Origin of the sequence: Buttiauxella noackiae ATCC 51607, from assembly GCF_001654865.1 — a bacterium.
GTDB classification, from domain to species: Bacteria; Pseudomonadota; Gammaproteobacteria; order Enterobacterales; family Enterobacteriaceae; genus Buttiauxella; species Buttiauxella noackiae.
Map to the genome: position 1 here is coordinate 268,768 of NZ_LXEO01000017.1, position 12,454 is coordinate 281,221.

Below are 12,454 nucleotides of genomic sequence, written 5' to 3' on the forward strand. Positions count from 1 at the left end.
TTTCTCCTTATCCTTTGACCGCGCCGGACATAATCCCGCGGTTGAAATGTTTTTGCAGACCGAGATAAACGATGATGCTTGGCAACATCGCCAGAAGCGTAATGGCTATAAAGATGTTCGGGGTGATACTTTCATCGGTGCGCAAGCTGCCGAGAATCACCGGAATAGTGTTCAGGCTGTCGTGGTTGACGACAATTAACGGCAGCAGGTACTGGTCCCAAATCATAATGAAGCCAAACGTGACGACCGTGCCAAGAGCAGGTTTCACCAACGGCAAGATGACGTGGAAGAAGATTTGCCATTCGTTTGCACCATCGATGCGCGCGGCCTCTTCCAGCTCTTTGGGGATGGCGGCCATAAATTCGCTCAGTACGAAGATGGAAAATGCCCAACCCACTACCGGCATGATCATCCCGAGATAGGTGTTATAGAGCGACGCATCAATCAGTGGCAGCTTCCAGTTGATTATCATGTACAGCGGAATAGCGATAACTTCTTCCGGCAACATCATGGTGGAGAGGATCACAAGGCTCACCAGCGACACGCCGATGAACTTTTTCCGCGCCAGGGCGTAAGCGGCAAGCGCACTCACCGACACCTGCAAAATGGTGCCAACAAAAACGACAATCATCGAGTTAAGCAGATATTGCCATACGCCAATGTCGTTCCAGGCGAAGATAAAATTCTCCAACGAAAACTCATTAGGCCATGCCAGCAACTCGCCCGGTTTAACGGGCGCTCCGCTGAATGCGGTAGCAACAATTCCCCAGAATGGCCCAACGAATACAATCAGCAACAAGCCATAAATCATCCAGCGGCCTGCGGTATCCCAACGTTTACCTAACATCGGTGGCTCCTTAATAGCGGGCAATGCGCTTTTTCAACGTGAGATGACAAATCGTCAACAGCACGGTAAAGGCGAATAACAGGAACGACACCGCCGAAGCATAGCCGTAGTCAAATTGCTCAAATCCGAGTTTATAGATATGGGTCATGATCATTTCAGTGGAGTTAGATGGCCCACCGCCAGTTGTGGCATACACTTCTGCAAAGACACGGAACCCGCGAATAAAGGAGAGCATCAACACCACTGAAATCGCCGGGATCATGCCTGGTAGCGTGACGTAACGCAGGCGGTTCCACCAGTTCGCGCCATCAACGTTTGAGGCGTCATAGAGATCACGGCTAATGCCCGCCAGGCCTGCGATAAAGATAACCATGTTATACGGCACCGCTTTCCAGATATGCAGCAACATGATGACCCACAGTGCCTGGTCTGAACTTGCGAGAAATCCCTGGTCGGCAATACCAAACCAGCTCAGGATATGGTTCATTACGCCGTTCGGGGTTGGGTTAAACAGGATTCTCCACATTTCGGCGACTATAGCCGCACTGGTTACTGCGGGCAGGAAAATGGCGGTGCGGATAAAACGCAGATGACGAGCGGGCCCTTCAAGTAACATGGCCAGGAAAAATGCCAGTACCGCGCCAATCACCATCGTCACCACGACATAAAGGAAGGTATTGAATACCGCAGCATGGAGTTCAACATCGGCAAAAGCACGGGCAAAATTGGTCAATCCCACCCATTCGTCTGGTTGATTGAAGTTCACCTTGTAAAAACTCATCACCAGGCCTTGCAGCATGGGAATAAATTTAAACCAGGTGAAGATGACCAGTGCCGGAGCAAGAAATATCCACGGCACCAGATTCCGTTTCTGGCGGGAAGTTAACATCGTTATTTTCACTCTATAAAGATTCAGGCTGTGGCTGAGTGTCAGGCGACGCTTCGCTTACCCGCCCTACATTTCGGAGCATGTAGGGTGGATAAACGTAAGCACCGTTCACCAAATTCAAAAACCAAACTTATTTCGCCAGCACCTGCTGTTTATCAAGCTCGGTATTGACCTTCTCATTGGTCACTTTCAGTTCGGCGGCGATATCACTATTACAATCAGCCAGAATACGGTTGAAACCATCAGCGGTTATCTGGCGAATTGGCGTCCAGTTAGGCACCTGCGGTACATAACGACCATGTTCAGCGTAAAGTTTGGCGAAGGTCGCCCAACGCGCATCGTCATATACAGCCTGAATATCAACCTGTTTATTCACAGGTAAGCGCACCACCGGAATGTGTTTCGTGCCTTTACCCATACCGATTTCTTGCCCTTCCTGGGAAATCATAAATTCGATGAACTTCCTTGCGGCTTCTTTATTCTTGCTGCTTTTCATCATGAAGACAGTGGTGCCTTCGGCAAGCGTTGCGCTACTTTTCGGCCCTTCGAGGGTCACGACTTCAAACTTGTCTTTACCTGGGTCTTTATCAAACAGCGCAATGTGATACGGGCCGGTAAAGAACATGCCAGTCTGGCTTGAGCGGAAGGATGGAATAATGTCGGCGGTTGTCGCGTTAATAGCGCCTGGCTGAACAACTTTTTCACAAAGCATCCCCCGCATAAATGCCAGGGTTTCAACGGCCGCAGGCTCATCAAGCGAGGCTTTGAATTTACCCTTGCCTGATTCGCGAATGAAATCCCCCCCTGCCTGCCATAAAAATGCGCTCATAAACCAACTGGCGTAACCACGCGTAGTGGAACCCGGCAACAAAAAGCCGTAGGTGTCGTTTTTACCATTGCCATCCGGATCTTGTGTGGTGAAGGCTTTAGCCAGCTTTGCCACATCGCCCCAGGTTTTGGGTTCAGGCATACCCAGTTTTTCGCGCCAGTCTTTACGGACAAACAGCGCAAAGGTTTGGGCAGAAGTAGGTACGCCATAGAATTTACCGTCGGTGTAGCGAGTACTTTCCCAGGCTGTAGGATAAATATTGTCACTACCTGCAATGGATTTGGGGTCAATTTCATCGGCAATGCCGAGTTGGATGAACTGCCCAATAGCAACTGCATCATTGAAGATCAGATCAGGTAAAGCGTTACCCGCAGCGGCACGTGCAAGGCGCTGTTCAAAGTCTGTCGTAGCATTAAAATATTCGATTTTAATGCCGGTTTTCTTCTCAAAGGTTTCAGCCTCTTGTTTGTAAATATTTTTAGAGTCATTGCTGGCACGAATCCAGACATTTAGTGTTTCAGCCGCGAATGTTTGCGAAGCACTAAAACCAAGGGCAGAAATCAGTAATACGGATTTTAATTTTGTGGAAAACATTTATATTCACGTCCTTATTTTAAGAGATTTGATTATTGAGAAAATGGAGTGAAGCAGGTTATTTCAGGAACGAAAAAAGGCTGCGGAGTAATTAAATAGAATGCATGAGGTAAAAACAACGGGGCAAAACAGAAATAGCGTTTCATAATCCAGAAATGTGCTTCAAGTCACACGAAAAAACAAGTCAAAAACACGCACTAAAAATATAACCATAAAATTCAATCAATTATACAAATCAAAAATGCAAACAACATTTGAAAAATATTTTAAAACCATTGATTTACGTGATGCCAACCTCATTTTTTGAGGCTATTTACCCTTGAAAACGTTAATTTGATGTGAGTCACATAAAAATTAATCCTGCCTCTTACACTGCGCACTCGGCATCATAAATATTATTTCTACTCTTATATTTTACGAAATTAACAATACTTCTATAGGTATAGAATCTAAATTATTCGAGCTACAGGAAGGTGCAACGCAGTTAATCCTCAGAAGTTTACTCAGGTAAGTGACCTGGAGTGCGAGGAAAGCCAACACACATCCAACGTGAAATATGATGGTTATAAATAACCTGATATTTAATAAGCGATAGTCATTATCGCCCTGACATTATTCCATTAGTGGACGGAGAAAATATGCGCCCGATGAAACCCATTTTATTGTCTCGCCTGTCATTACTTTCGCTAGCGGTTGCCGGCGTATTAACGGCCTCGCCACTGTATGCAGCCGATGCACATCCCTTGCAAATTAAGCTTGATGATTTACGTTACAGCCAACAGCAAGTTGCGGCGAAAAATCCTGAGTTTCTTGGTGCATATGAAAAGCTCATTGCCGGTGCTGATAAAGCGCTGGGCAAACCACTCTACTCGGTTATGGATAAAACCCTTACTGCCGCAAGTGGTGACAAACATGATTACTACAGCTTCCCCCCATACTGGTGGCCCGATCCAAACAAAAAAGATGGCCTGCCTTATATCCGTAAAGACGGTCAAACCAACCCGGATGCCAACAGTGACGCCACGGACAAGAAGCGCCTGGTGAATATGAGTAATGATGTTTGGACATTGTCGCTGGCATGGCAATTTACCCAAAAGCCAGCCTATGCCGAAAAAGCGCGTGAACAGTTATTGAACTGGTTCGTTAATCCTGACACCCGCATGAATCCTAACCTGCAACATGCTCAGGCGATCCCGGGGATTAATGACGGACGTGGAATTGGCCTCATCGACAGCCGCGCATTGGTGGAAGTCATCGATGCCGTGGAGTTACTGCGCCCTGCTAACGTCATTAGTGATGATGACTATCAAAAAATTAAACAGTGGTATGGCGATTTCTACCACTGGATGACGACCAGTCAGAATGGTTTTGAAGAAGATAATTGGCACAACAATCACGGCACTTACTTTGATTTGCAGGCAGCCTCTTTTGCGCTATTTAGTGGCGATCTTGCTGCGGCCAAAAAGCGTCTACAAATCACCCAACTGCGTCGTATTCCCGCCCATTTCGATAAAGATGGCCGTCAGATGGCAGAAATTGAGCGTACCCGTCCGTGGCATTACAGCAATTTCCATCTTGAGGCCTACAACAAACTCGGCCGCCTTGGTGAGATCGCACAGGTGGATGTCTGGAACTTCACCCTGGATAACCGCAGCCTGCGCAAAGGCTACGCGTATGTCGCCAACTATGTTCACAGCAATGAGCCTTGGCCGTGGAAAGATATCGACAAAATGGATGATAAAAAAGCGCTAGTGAACATGGTCAGTGCGGCACGAGCATGGCCTGATGACAGCGCCTTTGCCGAAAAAGCACAATGGCTAATGGCAAAATATCCTGATGATATCTCTCATCTTATTACCCCATTAAAACAACACTGAAAGAGCGTAAGGATCGAGCGATGAAGCAGTTCACCACGCAACAACTTATTCTCCTTCGTCAACGTATAGCCCAACAGCCTGAAATAGTGGCGCAGTTGATTGCCGAAAATACCGTGGTGCTTAACAATCCGGTCAAAGTGCCGGAAACCGCGCGGGCAACCTGGAATCTCTACTATTTCTGCCCGGATCACGCAGTCAGACTAAAGTGGGATCGTCACGCCCCAACCTCCCATTGCTGCCCGGTTGATGGGCAGTCGTTTAATGGCGAACCCTACGACGGAGCCTGGTGGCGCGAGCTTAATGGGCTGAATGCTAAAGCCTGCCACCAGCTTGGCTTGCTGTGGCAACTCACGGGTGAACAAGGTTATCTGGATAAGGTCAGCGAGTTATTGATGCGCTACGCCGAGTATTATCCGGGCTACGAAATTCACGGCGGCATCCCTTACAACGGGCCCGGGAAAATGAATGCACAGACGCTGTGCGAAGCCAACTGTATGCTGGATTTCACCCTCGGCTATGATTGCATCGCTGAAGCTTTGTCCGCGCAGCAGCGTGAATACATTACTACCCGTTTATTACGCGAGGGTGCGCAATTTCTGATGGCCCATCGCACTGCGCAATTGCATAACCATGAGGTAAAAATCGGCTGTGCTATAGGGATTCTGGGCTTTGTTCTTGAAGATGAGGCCTTGCTGGAATTTGCGGTAAATCAGCCTTACGGGCTGCGCTATCAACTTGAGCATGGTTTGTTTGAAGAAGGCTTGTGGTTTGAAGGCTCCATTCATTATCACTTCTATGCACTACAAGGATTCCTGGCATTCGAAAAGCTGGCTATGGGTTCGCGCTGGAGCTTGCTTGATGAGCCCTTCTATAAAAAAATGCTCAGCTTCCCTCTTGCGCTGCTAATGCCTGATGGCACATTTCCACGTATCAATGATTGTATCTATGGCCAGGAAAAGCTCGATCATAGTCATCTGTATGAATTTGCCTGGTATTACTACCAGGATGAGCTTTATGCCGCGGTGCTTAAGGCTATTGGCCAGCAAAACCCAGAGCCTCATTTTGATGCCTTTGTTTATGCCTCGCCGCTGCCAGAAGAACTGCCTGAACTGATTCCTGATACTCATCTACACGCCCCCCATTGCGGCCTGACTATCTGGCGCAACACACAAAAGAAACGTGCGTTACTGATAAAGCACACACCATTCGGTGGTGAACACGACCACTATGACCGCCTGAATATTCTGCTTTTTAATGGTGGAAAAGAGATCCTCCCCGATCTGGGCACCACAGGTTACGGCGCGCCAATGCATTATGCGTATTACAAAAATAGCGCTACCCACAATACGATAACGGTGAACCAGACCAACCAACCGCCTGCGATCCCTGTGGTGCACCATTATCACGAAAGTGATGCATTTTGCTGGCTGGATACAGGAGTAGACTGGCGGCACGTCCCCCCGGAGCTCGACAGCCATACGCGTGTGCAGTGGGATAACGAAGCCTGGCGCGATGTCCGTTTTCGCCGTCGTTTACTGTGGCTGGATAACGCCATTGTTGATATCAGCAACGTGCAAAACCCGCACAACCAACAAGTTGACTGGACGTTGCATCTGCAAGGAAAAGCGCTGGATAGCGAGGGAGAATGCGCGAAATTTAGCTCTCAGGGCCCACTGGTGATGATGAAAGATGCCCGTTGCGTACCGTTAACCAATAGCCAGCCACGTCACTTTGCCACCACTCATCATGGGCAAGCGTTGTGGCTTTACGGCCATGCTGAGTTATGGCAAGGAAATGCTCCGGATAACCCAGCGGTTCAAGATCTGAGCTATCTGGTTCTACGCAGCAAAGAGAAAACCTCTCAGTTCATTTGCGTCTGGGATTTTGACCATCAACAGCCGATAACCGATATGCAGGTTACACCGGGTTCTAACGGTGTGACAATCCAACTCAAACGTGGGGAAAAAACATTAGCAATTGATCTTTGTGAAGAATATGCAGTGCTCCCGCAACTTAAAACCTCACATATTCCATTATAAATCTTTGGGCGGATGCTTCTCCGCCCAACTCAATTAATCACTTACTTTGCCAGGTCTTCGCAAACCTCGCCCATTAAATTGTTAATTATTTGTTATAAACAATTGTTTTTATTGAGTTTTAACAAATCCGATCTGCGTCTCAATGGTAACCCTTACAATCTGTAATGCTTTATGCGATAGAATTTTAAAAGGGATTGTCATGATTACTATTGAATTTATTGTCATTATTTTATGCCTTCTGGTCGGGACTCGCTTTGGCGGGATGGGGCTTGGTTTAATCAGTGGAATTGGGTTGTTTATCCTGACTTTCATTTTTGGCCTTGAGCCAGGAAAGCCGCCTGTTGATGTGATGCTCACCATTCTTGCCGTAATCGGTTGTGCAGCTACATTGCAAACCGCGGGCGGCCTGAATGTCATGATGCAATTTGCTGAACGCCTGCTACGTAAACACCCGCAACACATCACACTACTTGCTCCTTTCACAACCTGGATGCTGACGTTTTTGTGCGGAACAGGGCATGTGGTCTACACCATGTTCCCGATAATCGCCGACATTGCGCTTAAAAAAGGGATTCGCCCGGAGCGCCCGATGGCGGTGGCATCGATTGCTTCACAGATGGCGATTACCGCGTCGCCAGTGTCAGTTGCTGTAGTTTCACTCATCTCAATTCTGGCCGCTAACCATGGGATTGGCCATGCCTGGGGTATTCTCGATATTCTCTGCGTTTCCGTGCCCGCGTCGTTATTTGGCGTGTTAATTGCTGCACTGTGGAGTTTACGTCGCGGTAAAGATTTGCAGGACGATAAAGAGTTTCAGGAGAAGCTCAAAGACCCAAAACAGCGTGAATTTATTTACGGCAGCAGCGAAACGCTGATGGACCAGGTGTTCCCAAAACAAGCCTACTGGTCAACATGGATTTTCTTTGCCGGGATCCTGGTTGTGGTCTTATTGGGCGCTATTCCGACACTGCGTCCAGCGTTTGAAATTAAAGGTGCGCTAAAGCCACTATCAATGAATCTGGTTATCCAGATGATGATGTTGATTGCGGGTGCCGTAATGTTGATAGTCTGCAAAGTAAATGCATCGGCTATCTCTAATGGTGCGGTATTTAAAGCCGGAATGGTGGCGATTTTCTCGGTATTTGGTGTCGCCTGGATGAGTGATACTTTCTTTCAGGCACACCTTGAAGAGCTAAAAATGGCGCTGGAAGGGGTGGTGAAAAACCATCCGTGGACGTATGCCATCGTGCTGTTCTTGGTGTCTAAACTGGTCAATAGCCAGGCTGCTGCGTTAACCGCTGTGGCGCCGATGGGATTGATGCTGGGTGTTGAGCCGAAAATGCTGATTGCCTTCTTCCCGGCTTCTTACGGCTACTTTGTCCTGCCAACCTATCCCAGTGATCTGGCATGTATTGGCTTTGACCGTTCGGGTACGACAAAGATTGGTAAATTCATCATCAACCATAGCTTCATTTTACCGGGGTTGATTGGCGTGAGCTGCGCCTGTGCGGCGAGTTACTTGCTAGTGATGACATTCTTCTGATGACAAATCGCCCTTGAATAAGGGCGATTTAAATGGGGAATTAATGCGCTTCGTTCTGTGGCGTAAACTTCAACTCAATCAAGCTAATCGCTTTCTGAATAGCGCGGCGGGTCACCGGATCTGCCGCTGCCGGATGAGTGGCGAAATCAATGGTCTTTAATTGATTAGCCATTTTTTCGCGCACTTCTACCGGTGCAATCACATCAATTACATCCAGAATTTGCTTAATCACCAGCTGGCATGCCACCACATCGGAAACCAGTTCCTGGTCGGCAGATAATTGTTCGGACATCATTTCTCTCCTGTTTCGCAATGGGCGACATAGTACATTTCTGCACGCTGAAACGGTATCGGTAATCGACATTCCATTACTTTATTCGCGAAGAGAATTTTGTGGCTTTTACAACACTATTTTTATGGCCAGACGATTAGAATGCTGCCAATAAACATAAGGGCAGAACAATGACTGAACATGAAAAATTGCTGGCGGGTTTGCATTACAACACTCGCGATCCTGAGTTGCTCGGGATGTATCACAACGCACGGGCGGTAACCAAACAGCTGGCACAGCTGGATTCTCACGACTTTGAAACCAAACTCACGCTGCTGCGTGAAATGCTGGGGGGTTTTGGGGACGAAAGCTGGATTGAATTACCGTTCTGGTGTGACTATGGAAAACACGTCACCATTGGCCGTAACTGCTTTATTAATACCAATGTGGTGTTTCTCGACTGCAATACCGTGACGATTGGCGATAACACGTTGGTGGGGCCAAATGTTCAGTTCTACACCCCTGTTCATCCGCTGTCGGCGAAAGAGCGGCTGACAGGAAATCCCGATTATCCATTCCTGACCAGCGCCAAACCGATTGTCGTTGGCAGCAATGTCTGGATTGGTGGCAATGTGGTTATTTTACCGGGTGTGACAATCGGTGATAACACCACCATTGGCGCAGGAAGCATTGTCAGCAAAGATATCCCTGCAGGTGTGCTGGCAATGGGGCAACCATGCAAAGTAGTGCGGGAGCTTGAGTAAGCCCCCGCCATTCATCACGTGTTTTCAAACAACCAACAAGCAACCCGATGTCCTGGTGAAATTTCTTGCATCACCGGGATTTGGCTTTGGCATTTATCCATCGCCCTTGGGCAGCGATTGCAAAATTTGCAACCTGGCCAATCGCTCATGGCTCCTGGTAATTCGCCTTTAATACCGCCCTGATCAAGCATTTGTACATGCGGATCGGCCACCGGGATTGATGCAAGGAGTGCCCGGGTATAGGGATGTGCCGGTTCTGTGTAGAGCGTTTCAGCCGGAGCTTCCTCAACCAGCGTCCCAAGATACATCACACCAATACGGTCTGAAATATGGCGCACCATGGAGAGATCGTGAGCAATAAACAGATATGTCAGCCCCAGTGCCTGCTGCAAATCCTGCAAGATATTGACCACCTGCGCCTGAACGGAAACATCCAGTGCCGACAGTGGTTCGTCGCAAAGCACAAACTCAGGGTTTACTGACAGAGCTCGGGCAATACTTATACGCTGCCGCTGGCCACCACTAAACTCATGCGGGAAGCGGTTTAAGTGTTCCGCTTTTAACCCCACTTTTTCCAACAGTTCAAGTGTGCGGGTTTCGCGCTGTTTTTTACCATAACCATGGATTTTCATCGGCTCGGCAATTAACTGCGCGACAGTCATACCTGGGTTTAACGATGAGTATGGATCCTGGAAAATTGCCTGCATGCGGCGGCGCAACGGTTTAAGTTGCTTGTCGCTCATCTTTGCAATGTCCTGGCCTGCAAACTCAATTTCGCCATCGGTAATATCAAACAGGCGTAGTACGCTGCGCCCAAGGGTTGATTTACCGCAGCCAGACTCACCCACCAGCCCGTAGGTTTCACCTGGATAGATATCAAAACTCACGCCATCGACAGCTTTAACCGGTGGCGTTTTATTAAACCAACCCTGTTGGCTATGGAAATATTTGCGTAAGCCCTTTACACGGACTAATGGCTTAACGTCTTGCATTGTTCACCTCCGAATCCCATAGCCAGCACATTGCCTGATGCCCTTCTCCGGTTTGGTACATGGGAGGCAGGCTGCTGCAACGCTCCATGCGCTGCGGGCAACGCTCTGCAAACGGGCAACCAGGTGGAGGGTTGAGTAACCCAGGTGGTGAACCTTCGATAGGTGACAAACGAGCGCTAGCCTCCCCTGGACGCGGCAACGAAGCCAAAAGCCCGCGAGTATAAGGGTGTGCTGGACGGTAGAAAATATCCTCCACGCTCCCCTGCTCCATCACAAGCCCGCCGTACATCACCACCACGCGCGAGCACACCTGCGCCACAACGCCGAGGTCGTGTGTAATCAGCATGATTGCGGTGTCGGTTTGCTGTTGTAACTGTTTTAGCAGGCGTAAAATCTGCGCCTGAATGGTGACATCCAGTGCGGTTGTTGGCTCATCGGCAATCAGCAACGCCGGGTGGCATGAGAGTGCAATAGCAATCATCACGCGCTGGCGCATACCGCCACTGAACTCATGCGGATATTGGTTGTAACGCTGCTGCGCATGACTAATCCCCACCTGTTGCAACATGGCAATCGACTTTTCTTTGGCTGCTTTTTTGCTGAGGTTCTGATTGCGTATCAGGATTTCGCTCATCTGCTTGCCAATGGTCAACACCGGATTAAGCGCAGTCATTGGGTCCTGAAAGATCATGGCAATGTCATTGCCACGAATATGGCGCATTTGCTCAGGTGTTTTACGGGCTAAATCTTCGCCCATGAAATGGACATGGCCGCCTACGATTTTACCGTTGCTACCCAGCAGTTTGAGCACTGATTTACAGGTAACACTCTTACCGCAGCCTGATTCACCAACGATCCCTACCACTTCACCACGTTTGACTGCAAAGCTTACGCCGCGCACTGCCTTGACTTCCCCTTCACGGGTGAAGAAGGACGTTTGCAGGTTATCGAGTTCCAGTAAGTTATTCATCGCGGTTAGCTCCGGGCTCAAAGGCAGTACGTAAAACATCGCCCAATACGTTAAAACTCAGCACCGTCAGCAAAATAAGAACACCCGGGAACATCGCAAGCCATGTTGCTTCACCAATAAAGGATTGCGCGTTGTTGAGCATGCTTCCCCATGAGGCATTTGGCTGCTGCACGCCAAGTCCGAGGAAGCTCAGCGTCGACTCCATCAGGATTGCTGAGGCGATATTCAGCGTTGCCGCAACCATAATGGTCGGCAAAATATTCGGAATAATATGGCGGGCAATGATGATTAACGGATGCTCACCACATGCACGGGCGTACACCACATACTCACGCTCTTTCACCGATAAGGTTTCGGCACGCACCAGGCGTGACATACTCATCCAGGTCAATGCACTGATAATCAAGATGATATTGGCAATACCCGGCTTTAAATAAGCGTTCAACACCAACAGCAGGAAGAAGGCTGGGATCGACATTAAAATATCAACCACCCGCATCATCAGGTTATCGATGCGCCCACCAAAATAGCCGCTAACAGTGCCTACCACCGTGCCAATCAACGTTGAAAATAACATTGCCAGAAAACCGACCATTAACGAAATCTGGCCGCCGTATAAAGCGCGAGTGAAATAGTCTCGTCCATAGTCATCAGTTCCGAACCAGTGTTGTGCATCCGGCGGTGTGAGCCTTGCGGTCAGCGACATCTGGTTTGGATCCCAGGGACTGAATGTTGCCAGTAATGCCGCGATGCTAAAAATAACCAGAATCAGTAGTGATAATTGAGCTGGACGATTACGTTTCAGGCCATGTTTAACTTGTTGCCAACGTCTACTCATC

Annotated in this window: 11 protein-coding genes; 4 read left to right on the top strand and 7 right to left on the bottom strand. The window is 48.6% G+C overall.

Going from position 1 to position 12,454, the window contains the following annotated elements:
• Positions 1–7: 7 nt before the first annotated feature.
• From M979_RS08775 to M979_RS08785, 3 genes are all read right to left on the bottom strand, one after another.
• Positions 8–847 (bottom strand): carbohydrate ABC transporter permease, encoded by an 840-nt coding sequence (locus M979_RS08775; protein WP_034455067.1) that lies wholly within the window; start codon positions 845–847, stop codon positions 8–10.
• Between the two features lie 10 nt (positions 848–857).
• Positions 858–1,742 (bottom strand): carbohydrate ABC transporter permease, encoded by an 885-nt coding sequence (locus M979_RS08780; RefSeq protein WP_157093222.1) that lies wholly within the window; start codon positions 1,740–1,742, stop codon positions 858–860.
• 124 nt (positions 1,743–1,866) lie between these two features.
• Entirely contained in the window at positions 1,867–3,159 is a 1,293-nt protein-coding gene (locus M979_RS08785; RefSeq protein ID WP_064554492.1) for an ABC transporter substrate-binding protein, read from the bottom strand.
• Positions 3,160–3,806: 647 nt separating this feature from the next.
• Between M979_RS08785 and M979_RS08790 the strand changes: the two genes are divergently transcribed.
• The 3 genes from M979_RS08790 to M979_RS08800 all read left to right on the top strand — a co-directional run bounded on the left by M979_RS08790 (position 3,807) and on the right by M979_RS08800 (position 8,618).
• Positions 3,807–5,036 (top strand): alginate lyase family protein, encoded by a 1,230-nt coding sequence (locus M979_RS08790; RefSeq protein ID WP_064554663.1) that lies wholly within the window; start codon positions 3,807–3,809, stop codon positions 5,034–5,036.
• A gap of 20 nt (positions 5,037–5,056) precedes the next feature.
• Positions 5,057–7,075, top strand: a complete 2,019-nt coding sequence (locus tag M979_RS08795) for a heparinase II/III domain-containing protein (protein ID WP_064554493.1) — start codon at positions 5,057–5,059, stop codon at positions 7,073–7,075.
• A 199-nt stretch (positions 7,076–7,274) separates the two neighbouring features.
• Positions 7,275–8,618: an anaerobic C4-dicarboxylate transporter gene (locus tag M979_RS08800; RefSeq protein ID WP_064554494.1), complete on the top strand. Its 1,344-nt coding sequence runs from the start codon at positions 7,275–7,277 to the stop codon at positions 8,616–8,618.
• A 40-nt stretch (positions 8,619–8,658) separates the two neighbouring features.
• Here the strand turns inward: M979_RS08800 and M979_RS08805 are convergent, their stop codons facing one another.
• Positions 8,659–8,910, bottom strand: a complete 252-nt coding sequence (locus M979_RS08805) for a DUF2766 family protein (protein WP_034496127.1) — start codon at positions 8,908–8,910, stop codon at positions 8,659–8,661.
• 170 nt (positions 8,911–9,080) lie between these two features.
• On the opposite strand from M979_RS08805, the gene M979_RS08810 reads away from it, so the two are divergent.
• Positions 9,081–9,653, top strand: coding sequence for a sugar O-acetyltransferase (locus M979_RS08810; RefSeq protein WP_034455062.1), 573 nt, complete (start codon positions 9,081–9,083; stop codon positions 9,651–9,653).
• A gap of 14 nt (positions 9,654–9,667) precedes the next feature.
• On the opposite strand, the gene M979_RS08815 is transcribed toward M979_RS08810, so the two are convergent.
• From M979_RS08815 to M979_RS08825, 3 genes are read right to left on the bottom strand one after another with little or no spacing between them, the layout of a single operon-like run.
• Positions 9,668–10,645: an ABC transporter ATP-binding protein gene (locus tag M979_RS08815; protein ID WP_064554495.1), complete on the bottom strand. Its 978-nt coding sequence runs from the start codon at positions 10,643–10,645 to the stop codon at positions 9,668–9,670.
• On the bottom strand, positions 10,632–11,615 hold the full coding sequence (locus M979_RS08820; protein WP_064554496.1) for an ABC transporter ATP-binding protein: 984 nt from the start codon (positions 11,613–11,615) through the stop codon (positions 10,632–10,634). The genes M979_RS08815 and M979_RS08820 overlap by 14 nt, the downstream gene beginning before the upstream one ends.
• Complete coding sequence (locus M979_RS08825) at positions 11,608–12,453, bottom strand: ABC transporter permease (protein ID WP_064554497.1); 846 nt, start codon at positions 12,451–12,453, stop codon at positions 11,608–11,610. Before M979_RS08825 ends, M979_RS08820 begins: the two co-directional genes overlap by 8 nt.
• Between the last annotated feature and the right edge of the window lies 1 nt (position 12,454).